Annotated in this window: 14 protein-coding genes, 1 tRNA gene and 1 pseudogene; all 16 read left to right on the top strand. The window is 69.3% G+C overall.

The features are described from left to right. Positions 1 to 20: 20 nt before the first annotated feature. Positions 21 to 1,565, top strand: coding sequence for an HNH endonuclease signature motif containing protein (locus NQ706_RS04035; protein WP_150112750.1), 1,545 nt, complete (start codon positions 21 to 23; stop codon positions 1,563 to 1,565). A gap of 583 nt (positions 1,566 to 2,148) precedes the next feature. Further along, positions 2,149 to 2,484: pseudogene (gene hisI / locus NQ706_RS04030) on the top strand (phosphoribosyl-AMP cyclohydrolase); the annotation flags it as partial. Positions 2,485 to 2,663: 179 nt separating this feature from the next. Further along, positions 2,664 to 4,223, top strand: coding sequence for an anthranilate synthase component I (locus NQ706_RS04025; protein ID WP_038568469.1), 1,560 nt, complete (start codon positions 2,664 to 2,666; stop codon positions 4,221 to 4,223). Continuing rightward, complete coding sequence (locus NQ706_RS04020) at positions 4,220 to 4,900, top strand: Trp biosynthesis-associated membrane protein (RefSeq protein ID WP_038568465.1); 681 nt, start codon at positions 4,220 to 4,222, stop codon at positions 4,898 to 4,900. Before NQ706_RS04025 ends, NQ706_RS04020 begins: the two co-directional genes overlap by 4 nt. Positions 4,901 to 4,902: 2 nt before the next feature. Next, entirely contained in the window at positions 4,903 to 5,145 is a 243-nt protein-coding gene (locus NQ706_RS04015; RefSeq protein WP_136788427.1) for an HGxxPAAW family protein, read from the top strand. A gap of 91 nt (positions 5,146 to 5,236) precedes the next feature. Further along, positions 5,237 to 6,073: an indole-3-glycerol phosphate synthase TrpC gene (gene trpC, locus NQ706_RS04010; RefSeq protein WP_038568462.1), complete on the top strand. Its 837-nt coding sequence runs from the start codon at positions 5,237 to 5,239 to the stop codon at positions 6,071 to 6,073. Continuing rightward, on the top strand, positions 6,070 to 7,347 hold the full coding sequence (trpB, locus tag NQ706_RS04005; RefSeq protein ID WP_038568460.1) for a tryptophan synthase subunit beta: 1,278 nt from the start codon (positions 6,070 to 6,072) through the stop codon (positions 7,345 to 7,347). Before trpC ends, trpB begins: the two co-directional genes overlap by 4 nt. After that, positions 7,344 to 8,144, top strand: coding sequence for a tryptophan synthase subunit alpha (gene trpA / locus NQ706_RS04000; protein WP_051805917.1), 801 nt, complete (start codon positions 7,344 to 7,346; stop codon positions 8,142 to 8,144). Before trpB ends, trpA begins: the two co-directional genes overlap by 4 nt. Continuing rightward, positions 8,141 to 8,644 (top strand): MauE/DoxX family redox-associated membrane protein, encoded by a 504-nt coding sequence (locus tag NQ706_RS03995; protein ID WP_235181921.1) that lies wholly within the window; start codon positions 8,141 to 8,143, stop codon positions 8,642 to 8,644. Before trpA ends, NQ706_RS03995 begins: the two co-directional genes overlap by 4 nt. A 48-nt stretch (positions 8,645 to 8,692) precedes the next feature. Next, positions 8,693 to 9,445 carry a thioredoxin domain-containing protein gene (locus tag NQ706_RS03990; protein ID WP_081873668.1) on the top strand — a complete coding sequence of 251 codons (753 nt, stop codon included), beginning with the start codon at positions 8,693 to 8,695 and terminating at the stop codon, positions 9,443 to 9,445. Further along, a complete protein-coding gene (gene lgt, locus NQ706_RS03985) occupies positions 9,445 to 10,344 on the top strand; it encodes a prolipoprotein diacylglyceryl transferase (RefSeq protein WP_038568456.1) in 900 nt (299 codons plus the stop codon). Before NQ706_RS03990 ends, lgt begins: the two co-directional genes overlap by 1 nt. Positions 10,345 to 10,512: 168 nt before the next feature. Then, a complete protein-coding gene (gene gltB / locus NQ706_RS03980; protein WP_038568453.1) occupies positions 10,513 to 15,048 on the top strand; it encodes a glutamate synthase large subunit in 4,536 nt (1,511 codons plus the stop codon). Between the two features lies 1 nt (position 15,049). Next, positions 15,050 to 16,507 (top strand): glutamate synthase subunit beta, encoded by a 1,458-nt coding sequence (locus NQ706_RS03975; RefSeq protein ID WP_038568449.1) that lies wholly within the window; start codon positions 15,050 to 15,052, stop codon positions 16,505 to 16,507. Between the two features lie 170 nt (positions 16,508 to 16,677). Then, positions 16,678 to 18,153 carry a pyruvate kinase gene (gene pyk, locus NQ706_RS03970; protein WP_006943809.1) on the top strand — a complete coding sequence of 492 codons (1,476 nt, stop codon included), beginning with the start codon at positions 16,678 to 16,680 and terminating at the stop codon, positions 18,151 to 18,153. Between the two features lie 86 nt (positions 18,154 to 18,239). Then, positions 18,240 to 18,320 (top strand) — tRNA-Leu (locus NQ706_RS03965). Between the two features lie 70 nt (positions 18,321 to 18,390). Next, positions 18,391 to 19,203 carry a shikimate 5-dehydrogenase gene (locus NQ706_RS03960; RefSeq protein WP_038568446.1) on the top strand — a complete coding sequence of 271 codons (813 nt, stop codon included), beginning with the start codon at positions 18,391 to 18,393 and terminating at the stop codon, positions 19,201 to 19,203. Positions 19,204 to 19,210: the final 7 nt, after the last annotated feature.

Below are 19,210 nucleotides of genomic sequence, written 5' to 3'. Positions count from 1 at the left end.
ATGTGTGCGATAATTGGGTCATGGAAATGCTAGAGATGACAGACGCGGCGAACATCCTCGCGCGTCTCTCTGAGCTGCCCGGTGAGGCTGTCCTGGCCGTTTGGGGCGAGCTGACGACGCGGGTCGCAGAGGAGGTTCTCACCGATCCGGCATCGCTCGTTCCGCTCACCGATGGAGGCGCGAGCCTGGACGGTCGGTTGGACGCCCTGATGAGTCACCGTCGCCACCTCGAACGCGCTGCGGCGCTCACACAACGTGTTGCACGCAGCGCCGAAGCGGTCACGCACATGCTGGCCTCCGAACACCATGACAGTGTGCGTCGCCACGACGTCCTCAGCGGCGAGGCGATGGGTGAGGGCGCGTCCGAGGATTCTCGGGCCTACGACGTCGAGGCCGGCGAGTTCGCGGCCTCAGCGCTCGGCGGCGCACTCGGGCTGACGGCGCCCGCCGCCCGGGCGATGGCGGCGGGGGCTTCGACGCTGCGTGCGCGCCATCCCGGCCTGCTGGCGGCCTCGGCACGCGGAGACGGCTCCGTGCGGGTGGCGGCGATGCTGGCGGGGGAGCTCGCGCACCTCGAGGCGGACGCTGCGCGCTCCGTGGCACAGATGCTCATCGACAGCGGAGATCATCGACGCGCTCACCGGGCGGCGCGGCGGGCGTGCCGCAAGACCCTGCGTCGGCTCGGTCTCACTCGCCCTGCCGACGAGGTCGAGGTGGAGTCGACGCGCGGGGTGTGGTTCGAGCCGCACCTCGAGTTCGAGTCGCTGTGCACGATGACAGCCGTTCTCGACACCTACGACGCCACGGCCATCCAGGCCGTGATGGAGGAACGTGCGCGGCGCCTGCAGGAGAACTCTGCCCCCGGCGCTCGGCTTTTCGTCGGCGCAGCGCGGGCTGACGCGCTCACCGACCTCATCCTCGAGAATTGCACCGTGACGGCCACGCTGAACCTGCAGGTGCCGATCATCGCGCGACCTCCCGACCCGTCGAGATCCACGGGCGTCCCGGACGCGGAGGACGTGTCCGACCTTGACGCGAGGGTCCCTCGGCCCGCCACTGGAGTGCCGCCGGGTCATTCCCCGGCGTCGCCCGCAACGTCGTCGATGGTCCTGGGTGCCTGTGGCGTGCGCGGCGTCGGTGTTCTTTCTGCTGGCGTCGTCGCCCGCCTCGCCGCTACGGCTGGTGTGGGATTCACGGCGACGCTCGCGTCGCACCACGGGCGTGGTCGCATCACGACGCTGGCCACCACGACGGCTGCTCACCGCCCGAGTGTCGGCATCGCCAAGCTCGTGCGGGAGCGCGACGGCGTGTGCCGCTTCCCGTTCTGCGAAACGGCCGCCTCGCGGTGCGACCTCGACCACGTCATGCCGTTCGACCAGGGCGGGCCGACGAGCGCGACCAACCTGCAGGCGCTGTGTCGTCACCATCACCGCGCCAAGACCCACGGGGGCTTCCGCGTGAGGATGACGCCCGACGGCGTCTGCACGTGGCTGTCGCCCTCCGGTGCCCGCTGGGTCACCGAACCCGGCGGCATCACACACGCCGACGCCGTTCGCGCCGCCTGACGGCCCTCGCGGCCTTGCGGCCCCGGCTGCCTGCCGAACCCTGATCTCACGTGCTCCGCGCTCTCGGTGCGCCGCCGCTCAATCCTGGTCTGGCGAGGTCTGTGCCCGCTACCTACTGCTCGGACCTGGTCTGACGGCGCAGTCATTCCCCGGCCACAACCCGCGGCCCATTTCATGTCCCGGGCGCGTTCACTTTCCCGGGTGCAGCATCACCGACACGGCGGCACCACGCACGCCGACGCCACACCTGTTCGCGCGGCCAGACGGCTCGGTGTCGCCCGACTCCACCTCGCCAGTCGTGTCGGCGACACCGCGTCGGAACCCTAGCTCGGATGCCTGGGTGAGATCACGCTGAGGGAGAACTCCACCCGTTCATGCGACGTCAGCGTGGGATAAGGCCGCGCTGGATCCCCGCCGTCATCCGCCGCGCGCGGGTGCGGGGTCAGGCGCAGCTGCGTCCCCGTCGCGATCCGCGATGCGCGGGAGCGTGAGGTCAGGCGGCGTTGGGGCCCGCAGTGATCCGCGAGGTGCCAGCGCGAGACACCGCGACGGGTTGTCAGGGCCACTTGGCACAATGGCCCGCATGTCTTCGCCCGAGCCTTCATCGCCGCTCAGCCCTGACGTCGCGCAGCGCCTCAAGCGCGACGACGCGGGTCTCGTCGCCGCGATCATCCAGGACGACACAAACGGTGACGTGCTCATGCTCGGCTGGATGGACGACGAGGCGCTGCGCCGCACGCTGAGCGAGGGGCGCGTGACGTTCTGGTCGCGCAGCCGCGGCGAGTATTGGCGCAAGGGCGACACGTCGGGCCACGCGCAGTACGTGCGCAGCGTCGCCCTCGACTGCGACGGCGACGCGTTGCTCGTCCGCGTCGACCAGGTCGGCGCCGCATGCCACACCGGCGAACGCAGCTGCTTCTTCACCGACCTCGACGCCGCCGTCTGCAGTGATGGCGCGACCGTGTCCACCGGAACCGACGCTGACGCAGCTACCACGGCGCCCACCGGAACCGACGCTGCGGACGCAGCCACGACAACGTCAACCCCAACCGTCGCCGCAGACGTACCCGCCACCACGCCCACCCCCAGGAGCAACGCATGACTGCCGCAGCCGAGCCGGAGACGAGCCTCGCCGCCGACCTGACCTGGGGCGCGACGTGGCCAAGCGTCGAGTTGTTCGAGCACCTCGCGGGTGGGCGTCGCGTCATCCCCGTCGTGCGCAAGCTGCTCGCCGACGCGGAGACACCCATCGGCATCTACCGCAAGCTGGCGCGCGACGAGCCGGGCACGTTCCTGCTGGAATCGGCGGAGCACGGCGGCGTGTGGTCGCGCTACTCGTTCATCGGCGCCGCGAGCCGTGCGACGCTCACCGAGCGTGACGGCGACGTCGTCTGGCTCGGCGACGTGCCGACGGGGCTGCCGACGACAGGCCTGGCGGTCGATGCCCTACGCGCGTCCCTGCAGGCACTTCACACCGAACGCATCGCCGGCCTGCCGCCGCTGACGAGCGGTTTCGTCGGCGCGATCGGCTACGACGCGGTGCGTCGCTGGGAGAAGATCGGCGACCACGCCGACGACGTTCTCGCGATCCCCGAAGTCACGATGTTGCTCGCCACGGATCTCGCCGTCATGGACCATCAGGACGGCTCGCTCCTGCTCGTCGCCAATGCCGTCAACTTCGACGGCCTTGAATCCGGCGCGCGCGCCGCGTACGACGACGCCGTCGCCCGCCTCGACGCGATTCAGACCCGCCTCGCCGAACCGGCAGCTTCGACGGTGGCGATCCCGCACGAGCGCGCCCAGGACGTGCGCAGCAGCCACACGCGCGAGCAGTTCCACGACATGGTCGAGTCGTGCAAGGAGGACATCCGCGCGGGCGAGGCTTTCCAGATCGTCGTCAGCCAGCGATTCAGCGTCGACACGCACGCCGACGCGCTCGATGTCTACCGCGCCCTGCGCGCGAGCAACCCCAGCCCCTACATGTATCTGCTCCGCCTGCCGCACCCTGACGGCGGCGCGTACGACGTCGTCGGCAGCTCGCCGGAGGCGCTCGTCAAGGTGACAGGAGAACGCGTCATCACGCACCCGATCGCCGGTTCGCGCCCGCGCGGCAAGACCCCGGAACACGATCAGGAGCTCGCCGACGACCTGCTGGCCGACCCCAAGGAGCGCAGCGAGCACCTCATGCTCGTCGACCTGTCGCGCAACGACCTGCAGCGCGTCTGTCGCGCGGGAACCGTCGAGACGGTCGAGTTCATGAACATCCGCAACTACAGCCACGTCATCCACCTCGAGTCGACCGTCATCGGCGCACGCCGCGACGACGTCACCGCCTACGACGTGCTCGAGGCGACGTTTCCCGCGGGCACCCTCTCGGGCGCGCCGAAACCACGCGCGATGCAGATCATCGAATCGCGCGAGGGCACCCGTCGGGGCATCTACGGCGGCGTCATCGGCTACTTCGACCTCGCGGGCGACGCCGACGCCGCCATCGCCATCCGCACGGCCGTGCTCAAGGACGGTGTCGCGCACGTCCAGGCGGGCGCCGGCGTCGTCGCCGACTCGGTGCCGGAGAGCGAATACCAGGAGACGATCAACAAGGCCGCCGCGGCGTTGCGCGCCGTCGCGACCGCCGACGGCATGACGGGAATCGCATGAGCACCTTCACGACGAAACGCAGCGTCATCCTGCTCAGCCTCATCGCGGCCGTCCTCGCCGCGATCGTCTCGGGGCGCACGTGGATCAACGGCTCCCTCAACGATGGCGTCATCGCGAGCAGCAAGGTCGACGTCACGGGCAACCAGGCGGTGCCCGGCTACTTCGGGATCGCCCTCGTCGCCATCGCCGGCGTCCTTGCCGCCGCGACGGCCGGCCGCATCGCGCGTTGGCCCGCCGCGCTCGTCTCGCTCATCGCCTCGGTCGCGCTGCTCGTCGTCACGCTGCTGACGCTGGGCGACCCGGCCTCGGCGGTCAAGACGCGGATGACGTCCGTCACCGGCCACAACGGTGAGGCCGTCGCGCGCGGCACGTTCACGCCATGGTTCTGGGCCGCGGTGTTCGCCGGCCTGCTCAGTGTCGCCGCGTCCCTGCTGGCGCTGCTCGGCGTGCGCCGCTGGGCGGGGCTGTCGAGCCGCTACGACGCGCCGATGGAGACCAAGGCGCCGACGACGCACGAGAGCGACTGGGATCTCATGAACCGCGGCATCGACCCGACCGACACCGAGACCGCCCCCGGCTCGCACGAGCCGGACGGGCCTGACACAATGACCCAGAACAGTTCATCAACGCGCGTGACGGAGACGTCGGCAGCGCAGCACGGCTCCAAGGAGAAATGACGATGTCCGGAGACAGCCCGTACCTCGACCACGGCCACAGCCCCGCCGCCTGGACGGGCGTCGGCATCTGCATGGTCGGTTCGCTCCTCATCGCGTTCGGTGTGTACTTCGGCAACGAACTGCTTGACATCATCGGCGCGGTCCTCGTCGTCGGCGGCGGCGTCGTCGGGTGGCTCATGGGCAAGGCGAACCGCCGCAGCGCTGCCGCGCACGGCTCGATGGACTCCGAGCGCAAGCCCGCCTGATCCACGCCGCGGCATGACGGGCCCGGCGCGCGCCGTGACCACACGCTGGAACCGGCGGCGCCGTGCCCTGTCACGCTGATTGGATTCGACCGTGACCACTGTTCTCGACTCGATCATCGCCGGGGTGCGAGACGACCTCGCCGAGCGCGTGCGCGCGCGCAGCCTCGCCGACGTCACGCGTGACGCCGACGCCGCGACGCCCGCACGCGACGCGCTCGCCGCGTTCCACGCCGCCCGTGACGCGCGGCGCATCGCCGTCATCTCCGAGGTGAAGCGCTCCAGCCCGAGCAAGGGCGCGCTCGCGCAGATCCCCGACCCGGCCGCGCTCGCCGCGCAGTACGCCGACGGGGGAGCGACCGCGATCTCGGTGCTCACCGAGCAGCGCCGGTTCGGCGGGTCGCTCGCGGATCTCGACGCCGTGCGCGCCGCCGTCGACATCCCGGTGCTGCGCAAGGACTTCATGGTCGAGCCGTACCAGTTCTTCGAGGCCCGCGCCCATGGCGCCGACCTCGTCCTCCTCATCGTCGCCGCCCTCGACGACGCGCAGCTGCGCGACTTCGCGGCTCTTACGCGCGAACTCGGGATGACGGCGCTCGTCGAGGTTCACGACGCCGCCGAGGCGGAACGGGCACTCGCCGTCGACGCACAGCTGCTCGGCGTCAACGCCCGCAACCTCAAGACGCTCGACGTCCACCCCGAGGTGTTCGGCCCGATCGCCGCAACGCTGTCGGCGCACGTCGTCAAGGTCGCCGAGTCGGGCATCTCCGGGCCCGCCGATGCCGCCCGCTACGCCCGCGAGGGCGCACAGGCGCTGCTCATCGGCGAGGCACTCGTCAAGAACGGCGACCCCCAGCAGGGGCTTGCCGACATCATCACCGCGTGCGCCGACGCCACGAACGCGTCAGCCGTCGAAGGGACGCCCGCATGACCGACCCCACCCCGCTCGGCGAACCGCGCCACGACGGTCTCGCGCCGCACGGCCTCGGGCGCTTCGGCGACTACGGCGGACGCTACGTCCCCGAGGCCCTCGTCGCCGCGCTCGAAGAGCTCGACGAGCAACGCCAGAAGGCGATGGTGGACGACGAGTTTCGCCACGAACTCGCCGAACTGCACCGCACATACACGGGCCGTCCGAGCCCGATCACCGAGGTCAAGCGCTTCGCCGAGCACTGCGGCGGCGCGCGCGTCTTCCTCAAGCGCGAGGATCTCAACCACACCGGCTCGCACAAGATCAACAACGTCCTCGGCCAGGCGCTGCTGGCCAAGCGCATGGGCAAGACGCGCGTCATCGCGGAGACGGGTGCCGGCCAGCACGGCGTTGCCACCGCGACGGCCGCGGCGCTCATGGGCCTGGAGTGCGTCGTCTACATGGGCAAGGTCGACACCGAGCGTCAGGCCCTCAACGTCGCACGCATGCAGCTGCTCGGCGCAAGCGTTGTGCCCGTCGAGCACGGCAGCCAGACGCTCAAGGACGCCGTCAACGAGGCGTTCCGCGACTGGGTCGCCAACGTCGACACGACGCACTACGTGCTCGGCACGGTGACGGGCCCCTACCCGTTCCCCGAGATGGTGCGCGACTTCCACAAGCTCATCGGTGAGGAGGCCCGCGAGCAGATCCTCACCGAGGCCGGGCGCCTGCCCGACGCAGTCTGCGCCTGCGTCGGCGGCGGCTCGAACGCGATGGGCATCTTCCACCGCTTCATCGGTGACGACGGCGTTCGCCTCGTCGGCCTCGAGGGCGGCGGCGAGGGCATCGCGAGCGGCAAGCACGCGTCGCGCTTCAGCGGCCAGGGCACGCCGGGCGTCCTGCATGGTGCCTACACCTACGTCATCCAGGACGAGGAGGGCCAGACGATCGAGACGCACTCGGTCTCCGCGGGCCTCGACTACCCGAGCGTCGGTCCGGAGCACAGCTACCTCAAGGACATCGGTCGCGCCGAGTACCACCCGATCACCGACGTCGAGGCGATGGAGGCGTTCCGGCTGCTGTCGCAGACCGAGGGCATCCTGCCGGCCATCGAGTCGGCGCACGCCCTCGCGGGCGCGATGAAGGTCGGCGCCGAGCTGGGTGAGGATGGGCTGATCCTCGTCAGCCTCTCCGGGCGCGGCGACAAGGACGTGCACACCGCCGCCCGCTGGTTCGGGCTCATCGATGAAGACGAGACCGTCGTCAGCGGCGAGGTCGAGGAGACGAAGCTGTGAGCACCCCCATTCCGCTTGACGCCGTCTTCGCCGCCACCCGGGACGAAGGCCGCGCCGCCCTCGTCGGCTACCTTCCCGCAGGCTTCCCGAGCGTCGCGGATTCGATCCGTGCCGCGCAGGTCATGGTCGAGAACGGTTGCGACATCGTCGAGGTCGGCCTGCCGTACACCGATCCGCTCATGGACGGCCCCGTCATCCAGAGCGCCGCGACGCAGGCTCTCGAGGGCGGTGTGCACACCGCGGACGTCTTCCGCGTCGTGCGGGCCGTCACCGACGCCGGTGGCGTGGCCGTCGTCATGACGTACTGGAACCCGGTGCTGCGCTACGGCATCCGCCGTTTCGCGGAGGAGTTGAAGGCCGCCGGGGGAGCCGGCCTCATCACCCCCGACCTCGTGCCCGACGAGGCCGACGAGTGGATCGCCGTCGCCGACGAGCTCGGCCTCGCGAAGATCTTCCTCGTCGCGCCCAGTTCGACGCTCGCCCGCGTCGCGGCGACGACGGCGAACTGCTCGGGCTTCGTCTATGCGGCGTCCGTCATGGGCGTCACGGGTGCGCGCACGAGCGTCGGTGACGCCGCGAAGGGTCTCGTCGAGCGGACGAAGGCCGCCACCGACCTGCCCGTCTGCGTCGGCCTCGGCGTCTCGACGGCGGAGCAGGCGCGCGAGATCGGCCGGTACGCCGACGGTGTCATCGTCGGTTCCGCGCTCGTCAAGACGCTGCTCGACACCGACCCCGAACGCGGCCTGGCGGCCCTCGCCGAGGCCACGAAGGAACTGAGCGACGGAGTACGACGTTGAGCACCAGCATGGACACGAGCACGACCAAGCCCACCGCCGAGCGCTCGAACCGCTGGCCGTGGATCGCCCTCGTGCTGCGCCTCGTGCTCGCCGGTGTCTTCCTCTATGCAGGCCTGCCGAAGCTCACGCACCTCGACGCCTCGCGCCGCTCGGTGCGCGCATACGACCTGTTCTCCTACGACGTCGCGAACGTCATCGGCACGATCCTGCCGCTGGCGGAGGTGGCGCTCGGCGTCATCCTGCTCGTCGGCCTGTTCGCCCGCTTCGCGGCGATCATCTCCGCGCTGCTGCTCGTCATCTTCATCGCGGGCATCGCCTCGGCGTGGGCGCGCGGCATCTCGATCGACTGTGGGTGCTTCTCCGAGGGCGGGGCGGTTGCCGCGAGCCAGACGAAGTATCCGCAGGAGATCGGCCGCGACATCGTCTTTCTCATCCTCGCCGGGCTGCTCGCCTGGCGCCCGCGCAGCCGCTTCAGCGCCGACGGCGCGCTGTGGGGCTGAACGATCTTCGTGACTCAACGCCCCCGCCATCTGTGAAAGGCTTCACCCATGCGACCTGATGCTTCCACCAAGCTGCAATCCGTGGCGCCCAAGCAGGGCCCCAGCAAGGGCTTGATCGCCGCGATCGTCGGCCTCGTGGCCGTCATCGCGATCGCGGCCGTCGCCTTCCTCTCGCTCAACAAGAGCGATGACACCGACACCCCTGTCGCTGCCGGTGACACCCCGACGGGTGCACTCGCCAACGGCCAGGGCATGCCGGTGTTCGCCGACAAGGCCAAGGCCGACGCGAAGAAGGTCGACGTCTACTTCGACTACCAGTGTCCGTTCTGCAAGCAGTTCGAGCAGGCCCAGGGAGCCAAGCTCCTGGACATGGCGAAGGCCGGTGACGTCAAGCTGACGTACCACGTCAAGACCTTCCTCGATGAGAACCTGCCCGGCGACAGCTCTGCCCGCGCCGCGAACGCCGCGTTCTGCACCGCCACCGCCGGCAAGTTCTCCGACTTCACGACGAAGGTGTTCGAGAACCAGCCCAAGGAGGGCGTCGGCTACACGAACGAGACGCTCATCAAGCTCGCGAAGGACGTGGGCGTCAAGGGCTCGTCCTATGAGAAGTGCGTCAACGACAACCGGTACTCGGCGTACGTCAAGAAGACCGAGTCCGAGACCAACAAGGCCGGGGTCAACTCCACGCCGGTCGTCAAGATCAACGGCAAGGACGTCGACAACGCCGACATGGCCGGCATGATGAACATCGAGAACGCGACGCCCACCACGATCGACAAGGTGCTGGCCAAGTTCTGATGCTGACGGAGATTCCTTCACCGACCGAAGGGGTGCTGTGGCTGGGCCCGGTACCCCTTCGGGCGTATGCGATCTGCATCCTGGCGGGCGTCGTCATCGCGACGATGATCACCGGGCGGCGCCTCGAAGGGCGCGGCTACTCGCGTGACGCGGCCGTCGACGTCGCCCTGTGGATCGTGCCGTTCGGCATCGTCGGGGGGCGGCTGTACCACGTCATCACGACGCCGCAGCCGTACTTCGGCGAGGGCGGGCACCCGCTCGACGCGTTCAAGGTGTGGGAGGGCGGCCTCGGCATCTGGGGCGCAGTCGTCCTGGGCGCCGTCGGCGCCTTGTTCGGCGCGCGCAAGGCGGGCGTCCCGTTCGCGGTGCTCGCCGACTGCGTCGCCCCCGCGCTGCCGCTCGCGCAGGCGATCGGCCGGTTCGGCAACTATTTCAACAACGAGTTGTACGGTCGCGCGACGAACGTGCCGTGGGCCCTCGAGATCCACCAGTGGGACATGAACAAGGGGCGTGCGGTCGTCGACTCGACCGGTGCCCCCGTCGTCCTCGGCACATTCCACCCGACGTTCCTCTACGAGGCGATCTGGTGCGTGCTCATCGCCCTCGTCATCTGGCGCCTGTCGGATTCGGGGCGGCTGCGCCAGGGGCAGGCGTTCGCGCTGTACGTCATGCTGTACCCGCTCGGCCGCATCGTCGTCGAGTTGATGCGCAGCGACTTCGCGAACCGCATCCTCGGTGTGCGCGTCAACGTGTGGGTGTGCGGCATCGTCTTCCTGCTCGGCCTCGCGATCTTCATCGCGCGCCGGCGTGCGTCCGCCGACCCACGGGCGGCGCACCAGCTCGAGCCGGATGCCCACGGTGCACACGATGCGGACACCACGGCCGACGAGGCCTCCTGAGCTGTATCGTCAGCTGAGACGCGCTCGTCCACCTGGTGAGCGCGCATGAACATTCGATAGAATGCATAAAACCCGCAGGCCAATGCCGTCCCGCGGTGGTTTCGACCCGACCCGATGCCTCGTGCGCCCTGCGCTCGGGCGTCCCGACGACGAACAGGACGGTGAGTCATGTCTGCTCATGCTTTCTCCGCCCAGCCCGCTGCCCAGGGGTTGTACGACCCCACGTTCGAGCATGACGCCTGTGGTGTCGCGCTCGTCGCGACGATGCGGGGCCACGCCGGCCACGACATCGTCGACGCGGCGCTGCTGGCCCTGACCAACCTCGACCACCGCGGTGCCACGGGCGCCGACCCGCTCGTCGGCGACGGCGCCGGCATCCTCACGCAGATCCCCGACGCCTTCCTGCGTGAGGTCGTCGACTTCGAGCTGCCCGCGAAGGGCTCCTACGCCGTCGGCATCGCGTTCCTGCCGCAGGACGCCGACGGCCAGTGGCACGTCGGCGAGGGCTTCGACCGCATCGCCGACGAGGAAGGCCTCGTCGTCCTCGGCTGGCGTGACGTCCCCGTCAACCCCGACGTCGTCGGTGAGTCGGCGCGCGGCACGATGCCGGTCTTCCGCGAGGTGTTCGTCGCGGCGAAGGACGGCGACGCCTCGGGCCTCGAACTCGACCGTCTCGCGTTCTGTGCGCGCAAGCGCGCCGAGAACGAGCTCGACGTCTACTTCGCGTCGCTGTCGGCGCGCACCATGGTCCACAAGGGCATGCTGACGACGGCGCAGCTCGAGCAGTTCTACCCCGACCTGTCGGACGAGCGGTTCGAGACGGCGCTGGCCCTCGTGCACAGCCGGTTCTCGACGAACACGTTCCCGAGCTGGCCGCTCGCGCACCCGTTCCGCTTCATCGCGCACAACGGTGAGATCAACACGGTGCGCGGCAACCGCAACTGGATGAGCGCACGCGAGTCGCAGTTGCGCAGCGACATCATTCCCGGCGACCTGTCTCGCCTGCTGCCGATCTGCACCCCGAACGCGTCCGACTCGGCGACGTTCGACGAGGCCCTCGAACTGCTGCACCTGTCGGGTCGCAGCCTGCCGCACTCGGTGCTCATGATGATCCCCGAGGCGTGGGAGAACCACGCGACGATGGACCCGGCGCGTCGCGCGTTCTACGAGTACCACGCCGCGTTCATGGAGCCGTGGGACGGCCCCGCGTGCGTGACGTTCACCGACGGTTCGCTCATCGGCGCCGTCCTCGACCGCAACGGCCTGCGTCCCGGGCGTTACTCGGTGACGAAGGACGGCCTCGTCGTCCTCGCCTCCGAGGCGGGTGTGCTCGGCCTCGCGCCGGAGGACGTCGTCGAGCGTGGGCGCCTGCAGCCGGGCAAGATGTTCCTCATCGACACCGAGGCCGGGCGCATCATCCCGGACGAGGAGATCAAGGGCGAACTCGCCACGGCGAAGCCGTATCAGGAGTGGCTCGACTCGGGCATCGTCAAGGTCGGCGACCTGCCGGATCGTGAGCACATCACCCATTCGCTCAGCTCGGTCACGCGCCGTCAGCAGACGTTCGGCTACACGAACGAGGAGCTGAAGATCCTGCTGACGCCGATGGCGTCGACGGGCGCCGAGGCGCTCGGTTCGATGGGCACCGACACGCCCGTCGCCGTCCTCAGCTCGCGTCCGCGCCTGCTGTTCGACTACTTCACGCAGCTGTTCGCGCAGGTGACGAACCCGCCGCTCGACGCGATCCGCGAGGAGCTCGTCACGAGCCTCGGCACGACGATGGGTCCGGAGGGCAACCTGCTCACCGACGGCCCCGAGCACGTCAAGCAGGTCGAGTTCGGCTTCCCTGTCATCGACAACGACGAGCTCGCGAAGATCGTCCACATCAACGCCGACGGCGACCGCGCAGGCTTCGCGGCGTACGTCATCCGCGGCACGTACCGCGTCGACGGTGGTGCGAGCGCGCTCAAGGCACGCCTGCAGGGCATCTTCGCCGAGGTCGACCAGGCGATCGCCGACGGTCACCGCTTCGTCGTCCTGTCCGATCGTGACTCGAACGCCGAGTTCGCGCCGATCCCGTCGCTGCTTCTGACGGCGGCGGTGCACCACCACCTCATTCGTCAGAAGACGCGTCTGCAGGTCGGGCTCGTCGTCGAGGCCGGCGATGTGCGCGAAGTCCACCACGTCGCGCTGCTCGTCGGCTACGGCGCGGCGCTCGTCAACCCGTACCTCGCGATGGAGTCCGTCGAGCAGCTCGCCCACGAGGGTGCGCTCGGTGACACGACGCCCGAGCAGGCCGTCAAGAACCTCATCAAGGCGCTCGGCAAGGGCCTGCTCAAGGTCATGTCGAAGATGGGCATCTCGACCGTCGCCTCCTACCGCGGCGCGCAGGTGTTCGAGGCGCTCGGCCTCAGCCAGGAGGTCGTCGACGAGTACTTCACCGCGACGACGTCGCGTCTCGGCGGCATCGGTCTGGACGTCATCGCGGCCGAGGTCGCGGCGCGTCACGCGAAGGCCTACCCGAGCGACGGCCAGGGCCCCGCGCACCGCGAGCTCGAGGTCGGTGGCGAGTACAAGTGGCGCCGCGAGGGTGCACCGCACCTGTTCAACCCGACGACGGTGTTCCGTCTGCAGCACTCGACGCGCGCGCGTCGTTACGACATCTTCAAGCAGTACACGCAGGCCGTCGACGACCAGTCGGCGGAGCTCATGACGCTGCGCGGGCTGTTCAAGTTCGCCTCCGACCGTCCGTCGATCTCGATCGACGAGGTGGAGCCGGCGAGCGCCATCGTCAAGCGCTTCTCGACGGGTGCGATGTCGTACGGCTCGATCTCGAAGGAGGCACACGAGACGCTCGCGATCGCGATGAACCGTCTCGGCGCGAAGTCGAACACCGGAGAGGGCGGCGAGGACGTCGATCGCCTGCTCGACCCGAAGCGTCGTTCGGCGATCAAGCAGGTCGCCTCGGGTCGCTTCGGCGTGACGTCGCTGTACCTCACGGAGGCCGACGACATCCAGATCAAGATGGCACAGGGCGCGAAGCCCGGCGAGGGCGGTCAGCTGCCCGGGCCGAAGGTGTACCCGTGGGTGGCGCGCACGCGTCACGCGACGCCCGGCGTGGGTCTCATCTCGCCGCCGCCGCACCACGACATCTACTCGATCGAGGATCTCGCGCAGCTCATCCACGACCTGAAGAACGCGAACCCGAGCGCGCGCATCCACGTCAAGCTCGTCTCCGAGGTCGGCGTCGGCACCGTCGCCGCCGGTGTCTCGAAGGCCCACGCGGACGTCGTGCTCATCTCCGGCCACGACGGCGGCACGGGAGCCTCCCCGCTGACGTCGCTCAAGCACGCCGGTGGGCCGTGGGAGCTCGGCCTCGCCGAAGCGCAGCAGACGCTGCTGCTCAACGGCCTGCGCGACCGCATCGTCGTGCAGACCGACGGCCAGCTCAAGACAGGCCGTGACGTCGTCATCGCCGCGCTGCTCGGCGCGGAGGAGTTCGGTTTCGCAACCGCGCCCCTCGTCGTCAGCGGCTGCATCATGATGCGCGTGTGTCACCTCGACACCTGCCCGGTCGGCATCGCGACGCAGAACCCGGAGCTGCGCGAGCGTTTCAGCGGCAAGCCGGAGTTCGTCGAGACGTTCTTCGAGTACATCGCCGAGGAGGTGCGCGAGATCCTCGCCGAGCTCGGTTTCCGTTCGATCGAGGAGGCCGTCGGGCACGTCGAGGCGCTCGACACCGACGAGGCCGTCGAGCACTGGAAGGCCAGTGGTCTCGACCTCGCGCCGATCTTCGCGAAGGCGGAGATGCCGTTCGGCGGTGAGCTGTTCAACACCCAGGGTCAGGATCACCACCTCGACGCTGCGCTCGACAACGAACTCATCGCGAAGGCGAAGGACGCCATCGAGCAACAGACGCCGGTCGCGTTCGAGACGAAGGTGTCGAACGTCAACCGCACCGTCGGCACGATGCTCGGCCACGAGTTGACCAAGCGCTACCTCGATGAATTGCTCCACGACGACTTCGTCGACATCACGCTGCGCGGTGCGGGCGGGCAGAGCTTCGGCGCCTTCATCCCGAAGGGCCTGACGCTGCGGCTCGTCGGCGAGGGCAACGACTACGTGGGCAAGGGCCTGTCGGGTGGGCGCATCATCATCCGTCCCGATACCGAGACGGCCCTCGTCGCCGAGGAGAACGCCATCGCGGGCAACGTCATCGGTTATGGCGCGACCAGCGGTGAGATCTTCCTGCGCGGCAAGGTCGGCGAACGCTTCTGCGTCCGCAACTCAGGAGCGACGGCCGTCGTCGAGGGCGTGGGCGATCACGGCTGCGAGTACATGACCGGTGGTCGCGTGCTCATCCTCGGCGCGACCGGACGCAACTTCGCGGCCGGCATGTCGGGCGGTGAGGCGTATGTCCTCGATCTCGACGCCGACCTCGTCAACCGCGAGCTCGTCGAGGTCACCGGTCTGCGCGCCGAGGACGAGGACGTCGTCAAGGAGCTGCTGACGAAGCACGCCGCCGAGACGGGTTCGTCCGTCGCCGAGTCGTTGCTGAACGACTGGCCTGCGAGCCTCGTCCGTTTCTCGCTCGTCACGCCGCGTGAGTACCAGCGCGTGCTGAGCATCCGCAAGGACGCCGAAGGCATGGGCGTCGACCCCGACAGCGCCCAGGTGTGGGACAAGATCATGGAGGTGAGTTGACGTGGCTGACCCCCGCGGATTCCTCAAGACCCGGGAGCGCGAGCTGCCCGAACGTCGCCCCGTTCCCGTTCGCATCCGCGACTGGAAGGAGGTGTACGAGGAGCAGCAGCTCGGCACCCTGCAGCGTCAGGCCGGCCGATGCATGGACTGCGGCATCCCGTTCTGTCACTCGGGCTGCCCCCTCGGCAACCTCATCCCCGAGTGGAACGACCTGTCGTGGAAGGGCGAGTGGGAGGAGGCCATCGAGCGCCTCCACGCCACGAACAACTTCCCCGAGTTCACCGGACGCCTGTGCCCCGCGCCCTGCGAGACGGCGTGCGTGCTCGGCATCAGCCAGCCCGCCGTCACGATCAAGCAGGTCGAGAAGACGGTCGTCGAGGAGGGCTTCGAGCGTGGTTACGTCACGCCGCAGGTGCCGACGCGCCTGACGGGCAAGACGGTCGCCGTCGTCGGTTCGGGGCCTGCCGGCCTCGCCGCCGCGCAGCAGCTGACGCGCGCCGGGCACACCGTCGCCGTGTTCGAGCGCGACGACGCCCCCGGTGGCCTGATGCGCTACGGCATCCCCGAGTTCAAGATGGAGAAGGGCATCCTCGATCGTCGCATCGAGCAGATGAAGGCCGAGGGCACCCGTTTCCGCTGCAACACCGAGATCGGCGTGACGCTGACGGCGGAGCAGCTGCGCTCGCGCTACGACGCCGTCGTCCTCGCGATGGGCGCGACGGTGCGTCGCGACCTGCCGGTGCCGGGGCGTGAGCACACGGGCACGTACCAGGCGATGGAGTACCTGCCCCAGGCCAACCGCGTCGCGCTCGGCGGCGAGGTCGAGGGTCAGATCCTCGCGACCGGCAAGGACGTCGTCGTCATCGGTGGTGGCGACACCGGAGCCGACTGCATCGGTACGGCGCTGCGTCAGGGCGCGAAGTCGGTGACGAGCCTCGAGATCATGCCGCAGCCCGGCGAGGAGCGTCCGGCCAACCAGCCGTGGCCGACGTACCCGATGATCTTCCGCGTCGCCTCGGCGCACGAGGAGGGTGGCGAGCGCGTCTACTCCGCCTCGACGAAGGAGATCCTCGCGGACGACGACGGCAACGTCAGCGGTCTGAAGATCGTCGAGGTGAAGTTCGTCGACGGCAAGTTCGAGGAGGTCGAAGGCTCGGAGCGAGTCATCCCGGCGCAGCTCGTGCTGCTCGCGATGGGCTTCCTCGGCCCGCAGGGCGAGGGTCTGCTCGAGCAGCTCGGCGTCGACACCGACGAGCGCAGCAACGTGCAGCGCGACGCGAACTACATGTCGAGCGTGCCCGGCGTGTTCGTCGCCGGTGACTGTGGGCGCGGCCAGTCGCTCATCGTGTGGGCGATCGCCGAGGGTCGCAGCGCGGCGCGCGGCGTCGACACCTGGCTCATGGGTGACTCGACGTTGCCCGCGCCGATCAAGCCGACGGATCGTCCGCTGACGGTGTGATCGTCCGCATGTGTTGACGCCTGATCGGGCGTCGTGGAAGCCCCTGCCGCCCTCGTGGCGGCGGGGGTTTCCGCGTCGTCGCGGGCCTACCCGCGAGTACGGTGACGGGGGTCTCACCGGGCGAGATGGTCGACTGAGGGAACGCTCGCGCGGGCGATAGGGTTGGCAGCATGCGTCGCGCGAAAATTGTTGCCACCCTTGGCCCTGCTACCGACTCTGCCGAACGGACGCGTGAGCTCGTCGAGGCCGGCCTCGACGTCGCCCGCTTCAACCTCTCCCACGGTTCGTACGAGGAGCACCAGACCCGGTACGACCACGTCCGCGCCGCCGCTGCGGCGACGGGTCGCGCCGTCGGCGTCCTCGCCGACCTGCAGGGCCCGAAGATCCGCACCGCTCGTTTCTCCGCGGGCCCGGTCGACCTCGCGAAGGGCGACCGCTTCACCATCACGACCGAGGACGTCGACGGTGACTCCGAGCGCGTCGGCACGACCTACAAGGGCCTGCCGGGCGACGTCAACGTCGGCGACATGCTGCTCGTCGACGACGGCAAGGTCGCGCTGCGCGCGGTCGAGGTGACGGCCACGGACGTCGTGACCGAGGTGGTCGTGCCGGGCCGCGTCTCGAACAACAAGGGCATCAACCTGCCCGGTGTCGCGGTGAGCGTGCCCGCGCTCAGCGAGAAGGACGAGGCTGACCTGCGCTGGGCGTTGAAGGCTGGCGCCGACCTCATCGCGCTGTCTTTCGTGCGCGACGCCGCCGACATCACGCGCTGCCACGAGATCATGGACGAGGTGGGCATCCGTCGCCCCGTCATCGCGAAGATCGAGAAGCCGCAGGCGGTCGAGAACCTCATCGAGATCATCGAGGCGTTCGACGGCATCATGGTCGCGCGCGGCGACCTCGGCGTCGAACTGCCGCTCGAGGACGTGCCGATCGTGCAGAAGCGTGCCATCGAGCTCGCGCGTCGCGCGGCGAAGCCCGTCATCGTCGCGACGCAGGTGCTCGAGTCGATGATCGAGAACCCGCGCCCGACGCGCGCCGAGGCCTCAGACTGCGCCAACGCGGTGCTCGACGGCGCGGACGCCGTCATGCTGTCGGGGGAGACGTCGGTCGGTGCGTGGCCGATCGAGACGGTCAAGACGATGGCGCGCATCATCTCCTCGACGGAGGAGCACGGCCTCGAGCGCGTGCCCGACCTCGGCATCCAGCCGCACACGAAGGGCGGCGTCGTGACGAAGGCCGCCGTCGAGGTGGGGGAGACGCTCGGGTGCACGCATCTGGTCAACTTCACGACGACGGGCGACTCGGCGCAGCGCATGTCGCGTCTGCGTCCGCGCCTGCCGATCGTCGCGTTCACGCCGTCGGAGACGGTGCGTTCGCAGCTCGCGCTCGTGTGGGGCGTGCAGACGGAGTGCAGCCCGAAGGTCAAGCACACGGACGAGATGTCGATGCAGGTCGACGAGATCTTCCTCGGCGACGGTCGCTGCGTCGAGGGTGACCTCGTCGTCATCGCCGCCGGATCGCCTCCCGGCATCCCCGGTTCGACGAACGCGCTGCGCGTGCACAAGATCGGTGACGCGAAGAACCGCGTCGCGCCGGCCTACGAGGACCACGAGAAGGCCCGTAGCGCCGCCGCGCAGAACTGATCCTGCCTCAGTCCTTGATCGACGCTGCTGCCCCCGCGCCCGGTGCGCGGGGGCAGCGCGCGTTCGGGTAAGGTGAGCGGGCACCAGCCGACGTGGTGGAATGGCAGACACGGAGCACTCAAAATGCTTTGCCGCAAGGCGTGGGGGTTCGAATCCCCCCGTCGGCACGCGCACAGGGCTCGACCGTCAAGGTCGAGCCCTTCGTCGTTCCGCGGCGGCGGCGCTAGGCTGGCGCGCATGCTCTCCAAGGACACGCAGCTGTGCATCTCGATGTCGGGGCGGCCAAGTAACATCGGCACGCGCTTCCACAACCGGCTGTATGACGAGCTGGGGCTCGACTTCGTCTACAAGGCGTTCTCGCCGGTCGATCTCGCGCAGGCCGTCGCCGGCATCAGGGGGCTGCCGATCCGGGGCGCGGCAGTGAGCATGCCGTTCAAAGAACAGGTCATCCCGATGCTCGACGCGCTCGACGAATCGGCGAAGGCCATCGACTCCGTCAACACGATCGTCAACGACGACGGCATCCTCACCGGCTACAACACCGATTACGTCGCCGTCGCGTCGCTGCTGCAGACCCACGGCGTGCCGACCGACCTGCGCATCGCCGTGCGCGGCTCGGGCGGCATGGGCAAGGCGGTCGTCGCCGCGTGCCGCGACACCGGCTTCACGCGCGGAACGATCGTCGCGCGCAACGTCGAGGCGGGGGAGAAGCTCGCCGCGCAATACGGTTGGGAGCACTCGCGCGAGGTGCCGGAAGGCACCGACGTCCTCGTCAACGTCACGCCCCTGGGCATGGCCGGTGGTGAGGGTGAGGGGCGGTTGAGCTTCACCACCGACGAGATCGACGCCGCGACGTGGATCTTCGACGTCGTCGCGAGCCCGAGCGACACGCCGCTCGTCGTCGCCGCGCGGGAGCGGGGCAAGAACGTCATCACCGGCGCCGAGGTCATCGCGCTGCAGGCCGCCGAGCAGTTCGTCCTCTACACCGGCGTACGCCCCAGCGACGAGCAGATCCGTACCGCGTCCGAGTTCTCGCGCCAGGACGCGTAGAATTTTC

The organism is Dermacoccus sp. BD5 (assembly GCF_044878485.1).
In the GTDB taxonomy this organism is placed as follows: domain Bacteria; phylum Actinomycetota; class Actinomycetes; order Actinomycetales; family Dermatophilaceae; genus Dermacoccus; species Dermacoccus nishinomiyaensis.
The sequence above is the reverse complement of the archived record's forward strand: the minus strand, read 5'-3'. Positions and strand labels throughout refer to the sequence as shown.

Coding starts and splice junctions, on each gene's coding strand:
- NQ706_RS03990 (WP_081873668.1), top strand. CDS start 8,693: ATGCGACCTGATGCTTCCACCAAGCTGCAATCCGTGGCGCCCAAGCAG.
- NQ706_RS04035 (WP_150112750.1), top strand. CDS start 21: ATGGAAATGCTAGAGATGACAGACGCGGCGAACATCCTCGCGCGTCTC.
- gltB (WP_038568453.1), top strand. CDS start 10,513: ATGTCTGCTCATGCTTTCTCCGCCCAGCCCGCTGCCCAGGGGTTGTAC.
- trpB (WP_038568460.1), top strand. CDS start 6,070: ATGACCGACCCCACCCCGCTCGGCGAACCGCGCCACGACGGTCTCGCG.
- lgt (WP_038568456.1), top strand. CDS start 9,445: ATGCTGACGGAGATTCCTTCACCGACCGAAGGGGTGCTGTGGCTGGGC.
- pyk (WP_006943809.1), top strand. CDS start 16,678: ATGCGTCGCGCGAAAATTGTTGCCACCCTTGGCCCTGCTACCGACTCT.
- NQ706_RS04025 (WP_038568469.1), top strand. CDS start 2,664: ATGACTGCCGCAGCCGAGCCGGAGACGAGCCTCGCCGCCGACCTGACC.
- NQ706_RS04020 (WP_038568465.1), top strand. CDS start 4,220: ATGAGCACCTTCACGACGAAACGCAGCGTCATCCTGCTCAGCCTCATC.
- NQ706_RS03960 (WP_038568446.1), top strand. CDS start 18,391: ATGCTCTCCAAGGACACGCAGCTGTGCATCTCGATGTCGGGGCGGCCA.
- NQ706_RS04015 (WP_136788427.1), top strand. CDS start 4,903: ATGTCCGGAGACAGCCCGTACCTCGACCACGGCCACAGCCCCGCCGCC.